The following is a 17,902-nucleotide window of genomic DNA, read 5'->3' as shown; positions in this document are numbered from 1 at the left end:
CATGCCCGACCTCGATCCCGATCTTGACCTGCGCCTTGAACGCATGATGGACGTACCGCCCGCGACGCTCTGGCGCTGCTGGACCGAACCGGAGCTGTTGATGCAGTGGTTCTGCCCCAGACCCTGGCATGTGACCGAGGCCGTGATCGACCTGCGCCCGGGCGGGCGATTCTTTACCCGCATGGCAGGCCCGCTGCCCGACGGCAGCCAGGCCGACATGCCGAACGAAGGCTGTTTCCTTGCCGTCGATCCGGAACGGCGGCTGGTTTTCACCGATGCCCTGCAAGCTGGCTGGCGGCCCGCGGCCCAGCCCTTCATGACCGCGATCGTGACCTTTGAACCGCGCGACGGGGGCACCTTCTACACGGCGACCGCGCTGCACAACGACACGGCTGCGCGCGACAAGCACGAGGAAATGGGTTTCAGCAAGGGTTGGAACACCGCCGCCGACCAGATGCTGGACATCGCACGCAGCCTGTGATGTCAGCAACCACCGCCCGATTTGGCGCCGAAACGGGCGGTGACGATCAATCTGCAGGCGTTTTTCCCTTGCCTTGCCGCATCCTACCCGCCTAGCCTGACCGCCGATAACAGGGACAAGGGCGCGTTTTCTACGCCGCATCGAGGGCGCGCACCCTGCGAAAAAATCGCGGGGGATTCGGTAAGGCGGCGGGTCACAACCTGATGAACATCGCCTTTCTTCTCAATGGAGAGAGCGTTGAGCTGGCTGAGGTGTCACCCACCGAAACGCTGCTCGACTGGCTGCGCGAGAGGCGCGGCCTTACCGGCACCAAGGAAGGTTGCAACGAGGGCGACTGCGGCGCCTGCACCGTCATGGTGACGGACGAGCGCGGCGCGCGCGCCCTGAATGCCTGCATCCTCTTCCTGCCGCAATTGCACGGCAAGGCGGTGCGCACGGTCGAGGGCCTCTCCGGCCCGGACGGCACGCTGCACCCCGTACAACAGGCGCTGGTGGATTGTCACGGCAGCCAGTGTGGCTTTTGCACGCCAGGCTTTGCGGTCTCGATGGCCACGGCGCATCTGAACGGTGACACCGGCCACAAGGACGCCCTGGCGGGCAACCTCTGCCGATGCACGGGCTATGCGCCGATCCTGCGCGCCGCCCGGGTGGCAGAGGATCAGCCGGTGCCCGACTGGATCAGCGGCGATCAGGCGTTCCGAGGCGCTGAAATGGCGGAAAGCCCTTCGCCGACCTGCCACGCCCCGACGACCGCCGATGACCTCGCGCGGCTCTACGCGGAACATCCGCAGGCCACGCTGGTTGCCGGGGCCACGGACGTGGGCCTTTGGGTGACGAAACAGTTGCGCGACCTCGATACGGTGATCTTCCTGAACCGCTGCGCTGACCTGCAGGGGATCGAGGAGACGGATAGCGGCTTTCGCATCGGCGCAGGCGTCACGATGGACCGCGTGCACGCGCTGATGAAACCGCTGTGCCCCGGCTATGCCGAGATGATCCGCCGCTATGGCTCTACCCAGGTGCGAAACGCCGCCACCATCGGCGGCAACATCGCCAACGGCTCGCCCATCGGGGACAACCCGCCCGCGCTGATCGCGGCAAACGCGACGCTGCACCTGCGCCAGGGCGACACCCGGCGCGATCTGCCGCTGGAGGACTTCTTTATCGACTACGGCAAGCAGGACCGTGCCCCGGGCGAGTTCGTCGAGGCGGTGACCATTCCCAAAGCCCTGGCCGCCTTGCGCGTTTACAAGCTGTCGAAACGCTTCGACCAGGACATCTCGGCCGTCTGCGGCGCCTTCAACCTGACTGTCACGGACGGCATCGTGACCAGCGCCCGCATCGCCTTTGGCGGCATGGCAGGCATCCCCAAGCGGGCATCGCATGTGGAGGCCGCCCTCACCGGCCAGCCCTGGACAGAGGCCACGCTGGAGGCCACCGGCCCCGCCTGGGCGCAGGACTTTGCCCCCATGAGCGACATGCGTGCCAGCGCCGACTATCGCCTGACCGCCGCGCGCAACATGCTGCGCCGCTACCGGGCCGAGGACATGGGACAGGCCACGAATGTGCTGGAGGTGCGGCCATGAGCGTCGCGAAACCCCTCCCCCATGACGCGGCGCCGCTGCATGTGACCGGCAAGGCACGTTACGTCGACGACATTCCGACGCCCGCCAATTGCCTGCACCTCGCCTTTGGCCTTTCGCCCATCGCCGCCGGTCGGCTGACCGGGCTAGACCTCGACGCGGTGCGCGCCGCGCCCGGTGTCTTGGGGGTCTGGACCTTCGATGACCTGCCGTCGGAGTGCGACTGCTCACCCTCGCTGCATGACGAGCCGCTGCTGTCGGACGGCACGCTACATTACCAGGGCCAGCCCGTATTCCTCGTCGCTGCCGAAAGCCACCTCGCGGCGCGGCGCGCCGTCGCCAAGGCGCGGATCGAGACCGAAGCCGCGCCCCCGATCCTGACCATCGAGGAAGCGCTAACCGCCGACAGCCGGTTCGAAGAAGGCCCGCGCATCTGGGCGCGCGGCGATGTGGAGGCCGCCATCGACGGCGCGCCGCATGTCATCGAAGGCCGGATCGAAATGGGCGGGCAGGAACACTTCTACCTGGAAGGCCAGGCCGCCCTTGTCTTTCCGCAGGAAGACGGCGACATGCTGGTCCACTCCTCGACCCAGCACCCGACCGAGATCCAGCACAAGGTGGCCGATGCTCTGGGTCTTCAGATGCATAACGTGCGGGTCGAGACGCGGCGCATGGGCGGCGGCTTTGGTGGCAAGGAAAGCCAGGGCAACGCGCTGGCCGTGGCCTGCGCGGTGGTGGCCGCCGCCACCGGGCGCCCCGCCAAGATGCGCTATGACCGCGACGACGACATGGTGATCACCGGCAAGCGGCATGATTTCCGCATCGACTATCGCGTGGGCGTCGATGCGGAGGGCGTGGTTCAGGGGATCGCGTTCCAGCAATACACCCGCTGCGGCTGGTCCCAGGACCTGTCCTTGCCGGTGGCCGACCGCGCCATGTTGCACGCGGACAACGCCTATTTCCTCCCCGCCGTCCGGATCGAAAGCCACCGGCTGCGCACCAACATGTGCAGTGCCACCGCCTATCGCGGCTTTGGCGGCCCGCAGGGCATGGTGGGGATCGAGCGCGTCATGGATCACGTCGCCCATGTGCTGGGCCGCGATCCGCTGGCGGTGCGAAAGGCGAATTACTATGACCCGATGGAGGGGGGCGCTGCCCCCCGCTCGGCAGAGCCGAGCCCCCCGGGGGGTATTTCCGCCAAGAAGAAGCCCAGGACCGTCACGCCCTATGGCCAGACGGTCGAGGATTTCATCCTGCACGAGATGACAGAGGCGCTGGAGACTTCCTGCGATTACGCAGGCAGGCGGGCGGCGGTGGCAGAGTGGAACGCGGCCAACCCGATTCTCAAGAAGGGTATCGCGCTGACGCCGGTGAAATTCGGCATCTCCTTCACGCTCACGCATCTTAACCAGGCGGGCGCGCTGGTGCATGTCTACCAGGACGGTTCCATCGCCATGAACCACGGCGGCACCGAGATGGGACAGGGGCTGTTCCAGAAGGTGGCACAGGTGGCGGCTTCGGCCTTTGGCGTGCCACAAGAGGTCGTCCGCATCACCGCCACCGATACCGCCAAGGTGCCCAATACCTCGGCCACAGCCGCCTCTTCGGGGTCGGACCTGAACGGCGCGGCGGTCAAGATTGCCTGCGAGACGATCCGTGCCCGCATGGCCGGGCACCTGGCGCAATTGCACCAGTGCCGCCCGGACGAGGTCCAGTTTCGTAACGGACGGGTACTGGCCGGAGCCCAGGAGATGAGCTTTGCCGAGGCGGCGGCCTTTTGTTACGCGGGAAGGGTCAGTCTTTCGGCCACCGGTTTCTACAAGACGCCGAAACTGTCCTGGGACCGGATGAAGGGCGAAGGGCGACCGTTCTTCTACTTTGCCCATGGCGCCGCCTGCACCGAGGTCGTGATCGACACGCTGACCGGCGAATACCGGATGCTGCGCACCGACATCCTGCATGACGCGGGCGCCTCTTTGAACCCCGCCATCGACATCGGCCAGGTCGAGGGTGGCTTTGTCCAGGGCGCGGGCTGGCTGACAACCGAAGAGCTGGTCTGGGACGACCACGGGCGGCTGCGCACCCATGCGCCCTCGACCTACAAGATCCCGGCCTGTTCGGACGCGCCGGAGGTCTTCAACGTGGCGCTCTGGGAGGGTGAGAACCGCGAGGAGACGGTCTATCGCTCCAAGGCGGTGGGCGAGCCGCCTTTCATGCTGGGGATTTCGGCACTGATGGCGCTTTCGGATGCCGTGGCGGCCTGCGGGCCGGGCTATCCGGCTCTGGACGCGCCTGCAACGCCGGAACGGGTGCTGGCCGCTATTGCACGGGTGCAGGGATGAGTTTCGACCTCGCCCTTCTCTGCCGCGCGGTCGAACGGCACGGGCGTGTCGCCCGGGTCGTGGTGGCCGAGGTTGCGGGCTCGGCCCCGCGCGAGGTCGGGGCCGCCATGCTGGTCTGGGACGGTGGCCAATTCGGCACCATCGGCGGCGGCGCGCTTGAACTCATGGCTGCACAGTCCGCGCTGAGCCATGAAGGGCTGACGCGTCATCCCCTGGGGCCGGAGCTGGGCCAGTGCTGCGGCGGGGCGGTGACGCTGCTGACCGAGCATTACGATGCGCTGGCGGTGGCCGGTCTCGAAGGGCGCGAGGTGATCGCGCGCGGACCCGGAGAGATGCCGCTGGCGGTGCGCCGGATGATCGACCGGGCCCGGGCAAAGGGCGAGGCGCCCGAACCGCAGCTCCTGCAAGGCTGGATGGTGGAAGCGGTCCGCCGCCCGGCCCTGCCGGTCTGGATCTGGGGCGCGGGCCATGTCGGCCGGGCACTGGTCTCGGTTCTGGCGCCCTTGCCGGACGTGGCGCTGACATGGGTCGATACCGGGCCGGAGCGGTTCCCCGATGAGATCCCCGATGACGTCACCGCCCTGCCCGTCCCCGCGCCGGAGCGCGCCATGCCACGCGCCCCCGGGAACGCCGCCCACCTGATCCTGACCTACAGCCACGAGATCGACCTGGCGCTGTGTCACGCAGCCCTGTCACACGGATTCGGCTTTTGCGGATTGATCGGGTCGGACACGAAATGGGCACGGTTCCGCAAGCGATTGCAGGCGCTTGGCCATGCGCCCGCCCAAATCGACGCCATCTGCTGTCCGATCGGGCACAAAGCGCTTGGCAAACATCCGCAGGCCATTGCCATCGGCACGGTGGCGCAGCTACTCAACTGGCAGCAAGAGAAGGACCACGCGTGGCCGACACACTCCTCAGCCTCCAGGGCCTGACCAAGATCTACCCGGGCGTGATTGCCAACGATGACGTCACCTTTGACATCGGGCGGGGCGAGATCCACGCGCTGTTGGGCGAGAACGGCGCCGGAAAATCGACGCTGGTCAAGATGATCTATGGGCTGAATGCACCGGACAAGGGGCAGATGCTGCTGGACGGAGCGCCGTACAAGCCGTCGAAACCCTCGGAGGCGCGGCAGGCCGGGATCGCGATGGTGTTCCAGCATTTCTCGCTCTTCGATGCGCTGGACGTGGCGGAAAACGTGGCGTTGGGAATGGAAACGCCGCCCCCCATGTCGGACCTTGCCCGCCAGATCCGTGAGGTCTCGGAGACCTACGGGCTGCCGCTGGACCCCACGCGTACCGTCGGCACGCTGTCGGCGGGCGAACGGCAACGGGTGGAGATCATCCGCTGCCTTTTGCAGAACCCGCGCCTGCTGATCATGGACGAACCGACCAGCGTCCTGACCCCGCAGGAGGTCGAGATCCTGTTCGAGACCCTGCGCAAGCTGAAGGCCGAAGGCACCTCGATCCTCTATATCTCGCACAAGCTGGAGGAAATCCGCGCGCTTTGCGACACCGCCACGATCCTGCGACTGGGCAAGAAGGTGGCCACCTGCACCCCCGCGGAGACTTCGGCCCGGCAACTGGCCGAGATGATGGTGGGCGCCAGTTTCGCGACCCCAGAGGCCAAGGGCGGCAAGACCGGCGAGGTGCTGCTGGCGGTGAACGAGTTGAGCCTGCCCGCGCCCGGCGCCTTTGGCACCCCCCTGCGCGAGGTCAGCTTCGAGGTCCGCGCGGGCGAGGTACTGGGCATCGGCGGGGTCGCCGGCAACGGGCAGGACGAATTGCTGGCCGCGCTGTCGGGCGAACGTATGGCGCCCGCCGGATCCATCATCCTGGAAGGCAAGGACATCAGCCGGGCCGGCCCCGTCGCACGCCGCGATCTTGGCGTGCTGTCGGGACCCGAGGAACGGCTGGGCCACGCCGCTGCGCCCGACATGAGCCTGGTCGAGAACGGCGTTCTGACGGCGGCGCGGCGCGAGGGAATGCTGAAGAACGGTTTCATCTCCTGGGGCAAGGCGCGGCAGTTCGCCGAAGAGGTGATCGGCCATTTCGACGTGCGCACGCCGGGGCCAGGCACGGCGGCACGGGCGCTGTCAGGGGGAAACCTGCAGAAATTCGTCGTCGGCCGCGAGATCCTGCAAGGCCCGCGCGTGCTGGTGCTGAACCAGCCCACATGGGGCGTGGACGCGGCGGCGGCGGCCTTTATCCGCCAGTCGATCCTGGACCTGGCCGCCAAGGGCGGCGCCGTGGTGGTCATCAGCCAGGACCTGGATGAGCTGATGGAGGTCTCGGACCGGTTTGGCGCCCTGAACGAGGGGCGGCTGTCGCCCACACGTCCGGTCGCCAGCCTGGATATCGAGCAGATTGGCCTGATGATGGGCGGCGCCCATGACATGGAGGTGGCCCATGTGGACGAATGAGGCCGCTGGCCAAGGGGGGACACGCCCATGATCCGGCTTGAGAAACGCCCGCAGCCTTCGCAACTCTGGACCTACCTGACGCCGGTGCTGGCCGTGCTGCTGACCATGCTCGTCGGCGGCGTGCTCTTTGCCTTCCTCGGTGCCAACCCGGTCGAGGCGATCCGCACGATCTTCTGGGATCCGCTGTTCAACGCGCAATTCGCCGGGTTCACGCGACCGCAGCTGCTGGTCAAGGCGGGGCCGCTGATCCTGATCGCCATCGGGCTGTCCATCGGCTTTCGCGCCGGGATCTGGAACATCGGCGCCGAAGGGCAGTACATCATGGGCGCCATCTGTGGCGCCGCCGCCGGTCTTGCCTTCTACCCTTCCGAAAGTTTCCTGATCTTCCCGATCATGATCGTCGCCGGCGCGCTTGGCGGCTGGGCCTGGGCGATGATCCCGGCCATCCTGAAGACGAAATTCGGCACCAACGAGATCCTCGTCTCGCTGATGCTGGTCTATGTGGCGGAAACCATCCTCGGCTCTGTCTCCACCGGCCTTTTGCGCAACCCCGAGGGGCGTGGTTTCCCCGGGTCACGCAATTTCAAACAATGGGACGCGGCGCATAACAGCGACCTGATCGCCAACACCGGGATGCACTGGGGCGTGGTCTTTGCCTTCATCGCGGTGATCGGCGCCTATGTCCTGCTGACCCGGCACATGCTGGGCTTCAACATCCGGCTGACCGGCGAAGCGCCGCGCGCGGCCCGCTTTTCCGGCGTGAACCCGGCGCGCATCATCCTGATCTGCCTTGGCCTCTCGGGCGCGCTGGCCGGCATGGCAGGGTTGTTCGAGGTCACCGGCCCCGCGGGCCAGGTCTCGATCGACTTTGGGTCCGGCTACGGGTTCACGGCGATCATCGTGGCCTTCCTGGGGCGGCTCAATCCCATCGGCATCCTGCTGGCCGGTCTGCTCATGGCGCTGACCTATATCGGTGGTGAGCTGGCGCAGCTGATGCTGGGCCTGCCCGGCGCCTCGATCCAGCTGTTCCAGGGGATGTTGCTGTTCTTCCTGCTCGCAATGGATGTCTTCACCAATTTCCGCCTGCGCATCGGCAAGAGGGAGGTGGCATGATGGACCTTAGCAGCATCAATCCCATCCTTCTCGTCGCCTCCATCATGGTCTCGGCCACACCGATCCTGCTGGCCGCCATCGGCGAGATGGTTGTCGAGAAATCCGGCGTGCTGAACCTGGGCGTCGAGGGGATGATGATCACCGGCGCCGTGGTGGGCTTTGCCGTGGCGGTCAATTCCACCTCTCCCGCGCTGGGGTTCGTCGCCGCGGCTCTGGCCTCGGCGCTGCTTGCGCTCTCGTTTGGCCTGCTGACGCAGTTCCTGCTTTCGAACCAGGTTGCCACCGGGCTGGGCCTGACGCTGGTGGGCCTTGGCCTTTCCAGCCTGATCGGGAAACCCTACGAGGGCATGAAAAGCCCGACCCTGCCCAAGCTGGACATCCCCCTGCTGTCGGACCTGCCGGTGGTGGGGCGGATGCTCTTCAGCCATGACCTGATGGTCTATTTCAGCCTCGCGCTGGTTGTCGCGGTCTGGGCCTTCCTGAAACACACCCGCGCCGGGCTGATCCTGCGTGCGGTCGGCGAAAGCCACGACAGCGCCCATGCGCTTGGCTACAAGGTCGTCATGATCCGCCTCATGGCGATCCTATTCGGCGGTGCCTGCGCGGGCCTTGGCGGCGCCTACCTCAGCCTGGTGCGCGTCCCGCAATGGACCGAGGGCATGACCGCCGGCGCCGGATGGATCGCGCTGGCCATCGTCGTCTTCGCCTCGTGGCGGCCGGGCCGCGTGGCCATCGGGGCCTATCTGTTCGGCGGGGTCACGGTGCTGCAACTGAACCTGCAGGCGGCGGGCGCCGCCGTGCCGGTCGCGCTCTTGTCGGCCTCGCCCTATCTTGTCACGATCCTCGTGCTCGTGATCATCTCGGCCCGCGGCGCGCATGCCGCGCCCGCCTCGCTGGGCCGGCCTTTCCACGCCTCGAGCTGAGGCACAGAACCAACCAACAGGGGACCACAATGCACAGAAGAACCCTTCTCTCCACCGCAGCCCTCGCGCTGACGCTTGGCTTCGGCTCTGCCGCCGCGGCCCAGGACGTCACCGCGGGCTTCATCTACGTCGGCCCGGTGGGCGATGGCGGCTGGACCTACGAACACAACAAGGGGCGCCTCGCGGTCGAGGAGCACTTTGGCGACAAGGTGAAGACCATCTACCAGGAAAGCGTGCCCGAAGGCGCCGATGCCGAACGCGCCATCACGCAGATGGCCCTGTCGGGTGCAGACATCATCTTTACCACGTCCTTCGGCTACATGGACCCGACCATCGCCGTGGCGGAGAAATTCCCGAACGTGAAGTTCGAACACGCCACCGGATACAAGCGCGCAGACAACGTCAGCGTCTACTCGGCCCGTTTCTACGAAGGCCGCGCCATCCAGGGCCATATCGCCGGGTCGATGACCAAGACCAATAAGATCGGCTACATCGCCTCTTACCCGATCCCCGAGGTCATCCGCGGCATCAACGCGGCCTATATCCACGCCAAGAAGGTGAACCCGGACGTCGAATTCTCGATCATCTGGGCCTACACCTGGTTCGATCCGGCGAAAGAGGCGGATGCCGCCCGCGCCCTGATCGAGAACGGCGCCGACGTGATCCTGCAGCATACCGACTCGACCGCGCCGCAGGCGGCGGCGGCAGAGGCCGGCAATGTCATCACCTTCGGCCAGGCCTCGGACATGATCGAATACGCGCCCACCCCGCGCGTCTCCTCGATCATCGACAACTGGGCGCCTTACTACATCGACCGCGTGCAGGCGGTCATGGACGGCAGCTGGACCAGCGAAGACACCTGGGACGGTATCGGCCCGGGCATGGTCGGCATCGGCGAGATCACCGACGCGGTCCCCGCAGAGGTCAAAGCCGAGGCGCTGGACCTCAAGGCCGCCATCGCGGCGGGCGACTACCACCCGTTCACGGGGCCGATCAACAAGGCCGACGGCTCTGTCTGGCTGGCAGAGGGCGAAGTGGCCGATGACGGCACCCTGCTGGGGATGGACTTCTACGTCGAAGGCATCAACGCCGAAATCCCGCAGTAAACAGATGACGGAACGAAGGCCCCGATCGGGGCCTTCGTTTCAACCAGATTGCTCCGGCCGAGGGGTCAGCAGCCGCCCACGTCCGCCAAGGCGACATAGCCCCAGGACTTGAGCTGGGTCATCACGCCTTCCAGGGCCTGCCGCTGGCGGTCACCTGCAACGCAACCAGAGGCGGTCACCACAACGCCCGCACGTTCCAGTGTCACGTCGCCCCCGGCCTTTTCCAGAAAGCCCTGCATCGGCGCGATGTCGCGGTAGACCACCACTGTCATATGCGTCAGGTCCAGGCTGTCGCGGTCACGGATCACCGTCAGTGTGGTCTCTCCAACCTCCTTGCCCAGAAGATAGACCAGGGTCCCGCTGAGAGAGCTGATATCCGCGATCTCGGGATCGCCGATCGACAATTCGGCATAGGCATCGTCAAAGGCAAGCGTCACCGCCTGCTTGGCCTTCACCTCGATCGTATCGGCGGCGCCGATGATTTCGAACCCGGCGTCCTGCGCCGAAATTGGCGCCGCACCGCAAAACGCGAAACTGGCGGCAAGCGCCATGATGGAAAATTTCCTGAACACGATTTGTCCTCCAATATATCGGCAGCGGCCAAGTGCCGCTCCGGCATAATGAGGACAGACTGCGCGGTGCCCTGATTCCTGTCAAAGCCTGAAAACCCGACCGCAGGCCGGCCTAACGCAGGCGCCGCCGCTCGGCCGGAAGCGCGCCCAGCACGTTGCAGCCCAACGTCACCCGCAGCGCCCCGATCAATTCGTCAACCGTTTCGGCACGGACATAGCGCCCGCCAGTTCGGTCGGCCAGGCAGCGGGCCACGGTGGTGGCCATCTGATCGTTCGGATTGGACCAGTCGAAATGATCGCCGCGCACCTTGAAGCCGATCACATGCACCGTCAGTTCAGGCGCCATCGCGGCGATCTCGGCGGCAAGACTGCAGGGCGCACCGCCGCAGGTTTCCTTGCCATCCGTCACCAGAACCACGGTCCCGGGGCGATTGAGGTAGTCCAGCGTCTCTGCCGCGCGCCGGACGCTTTCGGTCAGCGAGGTGCCCCCAGCGGGTCGCAGCGCATCGACATCCGCCAGGATCCGCGGCCCGGCCTGCCATTGCGGCGGAAAGCGCAGGTCGGTGTTGGCGCAGGTCCGGTCTCCGGCGGGGCCGTAGATCACCAGGCCCAGCCGTCGCGCCGCCGCGACAGAGGGGATCACCCGGCGCATCGCCATGCGGGCCTCGGAGATGCGGGGCACGCCGATCGCATTGTAGCCGATCTCTGCCATGCTGCCGGACCCGTCGAAGACGATCATCGCATCCTCGGTGCAGCTTTCCCCGGCGCCCGTCGCCAGTGGCGCGGAGGTGGCGGCGGCCAGACAGGCCGCGCCGGCCAGTCGGGGCAGCAGGCGCATGGGCGGCTCCTTTTCCTGACAGCATGGCAGGCCCCCGCGAGTCTGTCGAGCCAGCGTAGGTTGCGACCTGTGTCCCAGGTCACATGCGAAGCGGTGGGCACATCATGATCTGCCAAAGCTGCTTTGACTTTGGCGCGCCGCGTGGCAGGTTGATGCCATGACACTGACCACACTTTCGGGTGACACACCCGCCCGCTTTGCCTTTGGCTGCATGCAGTTCGGGGGCCGCGCCTCCGAGGCTGACAGCCGCGCCATGTTCGACGCCTGCCGCGCCGCGGGCATCGCCCATTTCGACACCGCCCATGTCTATACCGATGGCGCATCAGAGCGCCTTTTGGGCCAGTTCGCCGCCGCCGCGCGCAAGGATCTGTTCATCGCGACCAAGGCGAATTTCCCCGGCGGCGCCAGCCGTGACAACATCCGGACCTCTCTGGACGAAAGCCGCAAGCGCCTGAACATGGAGGTGATCGACCTCTACTACCTGCATCGCTGGGACGGCGATACGCCGCTGGAAGAGAGTTTCGAGACGCTCGCCGAATTGCAGCAGGCCGGGACAATTCGGTACATCGGCGTGTCCAACTATGCCGCCTGGCAGGTGATGAAGGCGCAGGGAGTGGCGGCCCGTTTCGGCACCCGGATCGACGTGCTGCAACCCATGTACAACCTGGTGAAACGCCAGGCCGAGGTGGAAATCCTGCCCATGTGCGCCTCGGAAGACATCCTGCCGGTGCCCTATTCGCCGCTGGGCGGTGGCTTGCTGACCGGCAAGTATGCACGCGGCGGCGAAGGTCGCCTGACAGAGGACGACCGATACGCCAACCGCTATGCCCGCCCCGAGATGCACCAGGCGGCCGAGGCGCTGGCCGAGATCGCCAGCGAACTGGGAACCGAAGCTGCCACGCTTGCCGTGGCCTGGGTGGCCGCCCATCCGTCCGGCCCAGCGCCGATCCTCTCCGCCCGCAACGCGGCGCAGTTGCAGCCTTCGCTGGCGGGCATGACCTACCAGATGGATGCAGAGCTTTATGCCCGTCTGTCTGCCCTCAGCCCGACGCCGCCCCCGGCGACGGACCGACTGGAGGAAGCCTCCTAGCGCGCGCCCCAGGTATCGCTGAGACGATAGCCGCGCGGCCAGGGATCATCCGGGTCCAGCATGTGCTGATGAATGCCGGTGATCCAGCCGCGCCCGCTGATTTCCGGCAAAACGGCGGGCAGATCGCCCACCCTGGTCGTCCCGGCAATGCGTCCCGAGAACGCCGAGCCAATCAGCGAGGTCGCGGTCAATGTCTCTCCTTCGGCCATCTCTGCGCGCGCGTGCAGGACCGCCATGCGGGCGGAGAGCGCCGTGCCCGTGGGCGACCGATCCACCTTGCCCGGCTGGATCGCCACCGCCGACCTTGCACGCAAACCTTCGGACCCGCGGTCCAGCGGCCCTGCAAAGAGACAGAACGAAATATGCCGCCAGTCAGGGTTGGTTGGATGGTGAAAGCCCAGCTGCGCGGTGGCCGCCCGGGCGATCCGCGCGCCGGTCCGGGCGATCTCATGCGCCTCGTCTGGCACCAGGTCCAGGCCCAGCGCCCGCGCATCGACGATGACGAAACTGTCGCCGCCAAATGCCGTGTCCACGGTCAACTTGCCCAGCCCTTCGACCTCCAGCGGCACACCCAGTTTCTGCGCGAAACTGGGCAGATTACGGACAAAGATACGCTGCGCCTTGCCGTCGCGGCATTCGGCCCGCACCCGCACCAGCCCGCCCGGCGCCTCCAGCGTGAATTCCGTCACCGGCTCCTCTATCGGCAGGATGCCCCCATCCAGCAGAACCGTCGCAACGCAGATCGAGTTTGATCCTGACATGGGCGGCGTATCCTCCGGCTCCATGATGATGAAGGCCGCATCCGCGTCCGGATGTTTCGGCGGGACCAGCAGGTTGACGTGCCGGAACACGCCGCCGCGCGGCTCGTTCAGCACAAAATCCCGCAAGCCACCGTCCCGCGCGATCCAGCGGCTCTGTTCCCAGAGCGTCTCTCCCGGCGGCGGCGCGACACCGCCAACGATCACGTCGCCCACCTCGCCCTCGGCATGGGCCGAGATCACGTGGATCGTCTTGCTGCTGCGCATGGCCTGCCCCCTGCTTTCGCGTTCAACGCCAGTCCACGACTTCGGACAGGTCTGCGCGGTCGGTGCGGTAGGAATTGGCGGGATGATCCGGATCGGCATGGCCAAAGGCGATGGCGCAAACAAGGTCACGGTCCTCGGCGATGTCGTAGCGGTCGCGCACGAAGGGCGAGAAACTGGCCACCGCCGCCATCGCGATACTGGCCAGCCCGCGCGCCTGAAATGCCAGCATGACAGCCGTGACATAGGCCCCGCAATCCAGCACCCCATAGGTGCCAAGGTCCTTCGGCGCGGTGATCAACAGGCAGTGCGGCGCCCCGAAGAGGCGGAAATTCTCGCGCATTTGCCTGCCCGAGGCCGCGCGGTCACCTTTCTGGATGCCCAACGCGCCATACAGTTGCCAGCCACAGGTGCGCCGCCTTTCCTGGTAGATGCCCTCGTAGCGCAACGGAAAGGGGATGTCGCTTTGCCGCTCCCCGGTTTCCACATGGGCATAGAAGGCCTTGGCGAATGCAGCGGTTTCCGGCGCCGTGAGGGCGATCACCTGCCAGGGCTGGACGTTGTTCCAGCTTGGCACCTGCTGCGCATCCCGCAGGGCGCTTTCGATCACCTCCTGCGGGACCGGGTCGGGCCGGTAGGCCCGGCAGGAATAGCGCGCCTTCAACAGGTCCGCGAATGTCTCGGCTTCGTTCACAACAGGCCCCTTTCCCTCAGCTCATCCAAGATCGCCACTCCGTCCTGCCCCGGGCCCGGCGCCGGTCTTGTTGCCCGAGCCTCGCCATCGAAACGCGGCGCCGGCAAGGCGCTGCCCGGCCCATGCCCGCGCGCGCGCATGTGCGGATCACAGGCCGCCTCGTCCGGGGTCAGGACCGGGGCAAGGCAGGCATCGCTGTCCTCGAACAAAGCCGCCCAATGATCGCGCGGCTGGGCGGCAAAGATCCGTTCCAGCCGCGCCCCCTGCACCGGCCAACGGTCGGGATCGAACTGGTCCGCGAAATCGGGATCCTCCGCCAGTCCCATCCGGTCCAGGAACAAGGCGTAGAATTTCGGCTCAAGGCATTGCAGGGCCACATGCCCGCCACAGGAACAAGCATAGCAGCGCGACCAATGCGGCCCGTCCAGAAGGGACCGTCCCCGCGCGCCGGTGTCGAACCCCGGCCCCATCGACCGCAGGAGCGCCATCATGTGCTGCGCCCCGTCCACGATGGCCGCGTCGACAACCGTCCCCTGCCCTGTCTCCCGCGCTTGCAATAGCCCCGCCAGCATCCCCACGGTCAGGTAAAGCGCGCCGGCGCCGATATCGCCCAGCATCGTCGGCGGCACACCGGGCACCTGTCCGGGCAACCCGGCGTAGAACAGGGCGCCGGACAGGCCCAAGTAGTTCAGGTCGTGCCCGGCAAGCGTCGCGCGCGGCCCATCCTGCCCCCAGCCAGTCATCCGTCCGTAGACCAGACGCGGATTGAGCGCCTGCGCCGCCTCCGGGCCCAGCCCCAGCCGCTCCATCACCCCCGGGCGCATCCCCTCGATCAGCCCGTCAGCGGATCGGATCAGCGCGCGGGCAATGCCAAGATCTCCGTCATCCTTGAGGTCCAGCGCAATGGACCTCTTGCCCCTGTCCAGCAGGCGGCTGGCACCCTTGGCAGGATTGGCTTCGCCACCCTTGCGCTGCACCAGAATGACCTCGGCGCCAAGGTCCGCGAGGTGCATGGCGGAAAAGGGTCCCGGCCCCAGCGCCTCGAACTCGATGATGCGAATGCCGTTCAGCATGGTGATCCTCCCCGCGCGCAGTCAAGCCGAGCACGCCGCGAAAGGAAAGAGGAGTCGCAACCGCCGGTCGGCACGCTGTTGCTTTCCGATGGAGCGGGTTATCTCTCGACCATGACAAGGCTTCCCGACAGTCTGCAAAGCTGGTTCGACTCGCGTGGTTGGCAGGTCCATCCACACCAGCGCGCCATGCTGGACCGTGCCGCCGACCCTGCGCTACTATTGATCGCGCCCACCGGCGGCGGCAAGACGCTGGCCGGGTTCCTGCCGACGCTTTCAGAACTGGCCGAGAACCCACGCAACGGCCTGCACACGCTCTACATCTCGCCGCTCAAGGCGCTGGCCGCCGACATTCGGCGTAACCTGCTGATCCCCATCGAGGAGGCAGGCCTGCCAATCCGGGTCGAGGACCGCACCGGCGACACGCCCGCCAGCCGCAAGAAACGCCAGCGCGCCGACCCGCCGCACATCCTGCTGACCACGCCTGAAAGCCTCGCCCTGCTGACCTCTTACGAGGATGCGCCGCGCATGTTCGCGGGCCTCCAAAGGGTCATCGTCGACGAGATTCACGCCTTGAGCGAATCCAAGCGCGGCGATCAGCTCATGCTGGCGCTGGCACGGTTGCAGGCGCTCTGCCCCGACCTGCGCCGCGTGGGCCTGTCGGCCACGGTCGAGGACCCGCAGGCCATCGCGCGGCTCATGGCCCACGGCGATCAGCCCTGCGAAATCCTGCAGGCCGATCCCGGGCCGGACCCGGACATCTCGATGCTGGTCACGGACCAAGCCCCGCCCTGGGCCGGGGGCGGCGCTGCCTATTCCATCCCGGCCGTGCTGGAAGAAGTCAAACGCCACAAGACCACGCTGATCTTTCATAACACCCGCGCGCAGGCCGAGATCTATTTCCACAATCTCTGGCTGGCGAACGAGGATGCGCTGCCCATCGGCATCCACCACGGCTCGCTCGACCGCGGCCAGCGGGAAAAGGTCGAGGCGGCAATGGTCGCGGGCCAGTTGCGCGCCATCGTCTGCACCGGCTCGCTGGACCTGGGCATCGACTGGGGGGACGTGGACCTGGTGATCCAGGTCGGGGCGCCGAAGAACGTCAAGCGGCTGGTCCAGCGGATCGGCCGCGCCAATCACCGCTACAACGCGCCGTCCAAGGCGATTCTGGTGCCCGCCAACCGCTTTGAGGTGGTCGAATGCCTGGCCGCGCTGGAGGCGGTCAAGGCGCATGATCTGGACGGCGAGCCGCGCGGGCCGGGGCCGCGCGATGTGCTCTGCCAGCATATCCTGATCGCCGCCGCCTCTGGCCCATTCGAGGCCGACGCCCTCTACCACGAAATGCGCGGCGCGGGCGCCTACGCCGGGCTGACCCGGGCGCAATTCGATGCCTGTCTCGATTTCTGCGCCACAGGCGGCTATGCGCTGCGCGCCTATGACCAGTGGCAGCGCCTGCAACAGCGCGCGGACGGGCGTTGGCAGCTGCGCGACCCGCGCTCCGCCACCCGCATCCGCCAGAACATCGGCACCATCCAGGACACCGACACGCTCAAGGTGAAATGGCGCGGACGCGGCGGGGCGCCGCTGGGCGAGGTCGAGGAAGGCTTTGCCGCCTCGCTGACCAAGGGCGACACCTTCCTGATCGGCGGCCAGATCGTGCGCTACGAGGGGCTGCGCGAACTGGTGGTCGAGGTGACGCGCGACCCGGGACGCAAGCCCAAGATCGCCACTTTCATGGGCACGAAATTCTCGACCTCAACGCAGCTTTCGGACCGTATCCTGCGGATGTTCCGGGCAGAGGACTGGCCCGACCTGCCACCCCACACCCGCGACTGGCTGCACCTGCAGCGCGAGGTCTCGCGCCTGCCCGAACCGGGCCGCCTGCTGGTCGAGAGCTTCCCCCACGACGGGCGGCAGCAACTGGTGGTCTACGGCTTTGCCGGGCGCAATGCGCAGCAGACGCTGGGTCTCCTGCTGACGAAACGGATGGAGGAGATGGGGCTGGCACCGATGGGTTTCGTCAGCACCGATTACGCCACGCTGATCTGGGGGCTGGACGCGGTGACCGATCCGGTGCCGCTGTTCGATCTGCAGGCGTTGGAAAACGGCCTCGACACTTGGCTTGCGGGCAACGCAGTGATGAAACGCACCTTTCGCGCCTCGGCCACCATTGCCGGGCTGATCGAGCGGCAGATCGGCGGGCAGCGCAAGACCGGGCGGCAGGCCACCATGTCCTCGGACATCCTGTACGACACCTTGCTGAAATACGACCCCGAGCACCTCTTGATGCAGATCACCCGCGAGGAGGCGATGCGCGGCCTCGTCGATTTCGCCCGCATCCGCGAGATGTGCGAACGCGTCGGCGACCGCATCGATCACCTGCGCCTTTCCCGAGTCACCCCGTTGGCCGCGCCGCTCTTTCTTGAACCCGGGCGGGTGCCGGTCAACGGGTTGGCGGACGAACGGCTGATGGAAGAGGAAATCACCCGCCTTCTGGACGAAAGCGGCTTGGCGCAGGTCGAAACCAAGCCGGCATGGCGGGTGCCCTGGTAGCCCTACCCCAACGGATAGGCCTCCTCTCCGATTTCGCACCGAACCACCCAAGCGTCCGCGTGATCCGGCCAGCGCGATCCCTTATACCGT

At 66.7% G+C, this 17,902-nt stretch carries 15 protein-coding genes; 10 read left to right on the top strand and 5 right to left on the bottom strand.

Features of this window, described 5'->3' with window-relative positions:
- Window position 1 precedes the first annotated feature (1 nt).
- The 8 genes from BLQ71_RS15865 (at window position 2) to BLQ71_RS15830 (ending at window position 9,973) form a co-directional block, all read left to right on the top strand.
- Window positions 2–481: an SRPBCC family protein gene (locus BLQ71_RS15865; RefSeq protein ID WP_043144710.1), complete on the top strand. Its 480-nt coding sequence runs from the start codon at window positions 2–4 to the stop codon at window positions 479–481.
- A gap of 203 nt (window positions 482–684) precedes the next feature.
- Entirely contained in the window at window positions 685–2,067 is a 1,383-nt protein-coding gene (gene xdhA, locus BLQ71_RS15860; protein WP_074622402.1) for a xanthine dehydrogenase small subunit, read from the top strand.
- Entirely contained in the window at window positions 2,064–4,406 is a 2,343-nt protein-coding gene (gene xdhB / locus BLQ71_RS15855) for a xanthine dehydrogenase molybdopterin binding subunit (RefSeq protein WP_074622401.1), read from the top strand. The genes xdhA and xdhB overlap by 4 nt, the downstream gene beginning before the upstream one ends.
- Complete coding sequence (xdhC, locus tag BLQ71_RS15850; protein ID WP_074622400.1) at window positions 4,403–5,341, top strand: xanthine dehydrogenase accessory protein XdhC; 939 nt, start codon at window positions 4,403–4,405, stop codon at window positions 5,339–5,341. The genes xdhB and xdhC overlap by 4 nt, the downstream gene beginning before the upstream one ends.
- Window positions 5,308–6,831, top strand: a complete 1,524-nt coding sequence (locus BLQ71_RS15845) for an ABC transporter ATP-binding protein (protein ID WP_043144716.1) — start codon at window positions 5,308–5,310, stop codon at window positions 6,829–6,831. Before xdhC ends, BLQ71_RS15845 begins: the two co-directional genes overlap by 34 nt.
- 27 nt (window positions 6,832–6,858) lie before the next feature.
- Window positions 6,859–7,944, top strand: a complete 1,086-nt coding sequence (locus BLQ71_RS15840; RefSeq protein ID WP_069208037.1) for an ABC transporter permease — start codon at window positions 6,859–6,861, stop codon at window positions 7,942–7,944.
- Entirely contained in the window at window positions 7,944–8,867 is a 924-nt protein-coding gene (locus tag BLQ71_RS15835; protein ID WP_175459244.1) for an ABC transporter permease, read from the top strand. Before BLQ71_RS15840 ends, BLQ71_RS15835 begins: the two co-directional genes overlap by 1 nt.
- A 29-nt stretch (window positions 8,868–8,896) precedes the next feature.
- Entirely contained in the window at window positions 8,897–9,973 is a 1,077-nt protein-coding gene (locus BLQ71_RS15830) for a BMP family ABC transporter substrate-binding protein (protein WP_074622399.1), read from the top strand.
- Window positions 9,974–10,038: 65 nt separating this feature from the next.
- On the opposite strand, the gene BLQ71_RS15825 is transcribed toward BLQ71_RS15830, so the two are convergent.
- Both BLQ71_RS15825 and BLQ71_RS15820 read right to left on the bottom strand, forming a co-directional pair.
- The gene (locus tag BLQ71_RS15825; protein ID WP_133066198.1) at window positions 10,039–10,545 is read right to left on the bottom strand and encodes a pilus assembly protein N-terminal domain-containing protein; all 507 of its coding nucleotides are present in this window, start codon (window positions 10,543–10,545) and stop codon (window positions 10,039–10,041) included.
- A 112-nt stretch (window positions 10,546–10,657) separates the two neighbouring features.
- On the bottom strand, window positions 10,658–11,383 hold the full coding sequence (locus BLQ71_RS15820) for a vWA domain-containing protein (RefSeq protein ID WP_229754889.1): 726 nt from the start codon (window positions 11,381–11,383) through the stop codon (window positions 10,658–10,660).
- A gap of 157 nt (window positions 11,384–11,540) precedes the next feature.
- Here BLQ71_RS15820 and BLQ71_RS15815 point away from each other — a divergent pair, with 157 nt between their 5' ends.
- Complete coding sequence (locus BLQ71_RS15815) at window positions 11,541–12,473, top strand: aldo/keto reductase (RefSeq protein WP_074622397.1); 933 nt, start codon at window positions 11,541–11,543, stop codon at window positions 12,471–12,473.
- Here the strand turns inward: BLQ71_RS15815 and BLQ71_RS15810 are convergent.
- From BLQ71_RS15810 to BLQ71_RS15800, 3 genes are read right to left on the bottom strand one after another with little or no spacing between them, the layout of a single operon-like run.
- Complete coding sequence (locus BLQ71_RS15810; RefSeq protein WP_074622396.1) at window positions 12,470–13,498, bottom strand: trans-3-hydroxy-L-proline dehydratase; 1,029 nt, start codon at window positions 13,496–13,498, stop codon at window positions 12,470–12,472. The genes BLQ71_RS15815 and BLQ71_RS15810 overlap by 4 nt on opposite strands.
- Before the next feature lie 22 nt (window positions 13,499–13,520).
- On the bottom strand, window positions 13,521–14,189 hold the full coding sequence (locus BLQ71_RS15805; RefSeq protein WP_074622395.1) for a nitroreductase: 669 nt from the start codon (window positions 14,187–14,189) through the stop codon (window positions 13,521–13,523).
- Entirely contained in the window at window positions 14,186–15,262 is a 1,077-nt protein-coding gene (locus tag BLQ71_RS15800; protein ID WP_074622394.1) for a CaiB/BaiF CoA transferase family protein, read from the bottom strand. Before BLQ71_RS15800 ends, BLQ71_RS15805 begins: the two co-directional genes overlap by 4 nt.
- 111 nt (window positions 15,263–15,373) lie before the next feature.
- Here BLQ71_RS15800 and BLQ71_RS15795 point away from each other — a divergent pair, with 111 nt between their 5' ends.
- Window positions 15,374–17,812: a ligase-associated DNA damage response DEXH box helicase gene (locus tag BLQ71_RS15795; protein ID WP_074622434.1), complete on the top strand. Its 2,439-nt coding sequence runs from the start codon at window positions 15,374–15,376 to the stop codon at window positions 17,810–17,812.
- The last annotated feature ends 90 nt before the right edge of the window (window positions 17,813–17,902 follow it).

This window comes from Antarctobacter albus, assembly GCF_900101505.1.
GTDB classification, from domain to species: Bacteria; Pseudomonadota; Alphaproteobacteria; order Rhodobacterales; family Rhodobacteraceae; genus Antarctobacter; species Antarctobacter albus.
This window is presented reverse-complemented; position numbering and strand designations above follow the sequence as displayed.

Excerpts from the sequence above, each read along its gene's own strand:
- BLQ71_RS15840 (WP_069208037.1), top strand. The coding sequence starts at position 6,859 with ATGATCCGGCTTGAGAAACGCCCGCAGCCTTCGCAACTCTGGACCTAC.
- BLQ71_RS15800 (WP_074622394.1), bottom strand. The coding sequence starts at position 15,262 with ATGCTGAACGGCATTCGCATCATCGAGTTCGAGGCGCTGGGGCCGGGA.
- BLQ71_RS15810 (WP_074622396.1), bottom strand. The coding sequence starts at position 13,498 with ATGCGCAGCAGCAAGACGATCCACGTGATCTCGGCCCATGCCGAGGGC.
- xdhC (WP_074622400.1), top strand. The coding sequence starts at position 4,403 with ATGAGTTTCGACCTCGCCCTTCTCTGCCGCGCGGTCGAACGGCACGGG.
- BLQ71_RS15830 (WP_074622399.1), top strand. The coding sequence starts at position 8,897 with ATGCACAGAAGAACCCTTCTCTCCACCGCAGCCCTCGCGCTGACGCTT.
- xdhA (WP_074622402.1), top strand. The coding sequence starts at position 685 with ATGAACATCGCCTTTCTTCTCAATGGAGAGAGCGTTGAGCTGGCTGAG.
- BLQ71_RS15795 (WP_074622434.1), top strand. The coding sequence starts at position 15,374 with ATGACAAGGCTTCCCGACAGTCTGCAAAGCTGGTTCGACTCGCGTGGT.
- BLQ71_RS15865 (WP_043144710.1), top strand. The coding sequence starts at position 2 with ATGCCCGACCTCGATCCCGATCTTGACCTGCGCCTTGAACGCATGATG.
- BLQ71_RS15835 (WP_175459244.1), top strand. The coding sequence starts at position 7,944 with ATGGACCTTAGCAGCATCAATCCCATCCTTCTCGTCGCCTCCATCATG.
- xdhB (WP_074622401.1), top strand. The coding sequence starts at position 2,064 with ATGAGCGTCGCGAAACCCCTCCCCCATGACGCGGCGCCGCTGCATGTG.
- BLQ71_RS15815 (WP_074622397.1), top strand. The coding sequence starts at position 11,541 with ATGACACTGACCACACTTTCGGGTGACACACCCGCCCGCTTTGCCTTT.
- BLQ71_RS15820 (WP_229754889.1), bottom strand. The coding sequence starts at position 11,383 with ATGCGCCTGCTGCCCCGACTGGCCGGCGCGGCCTGTCTGGCCGCCGCC.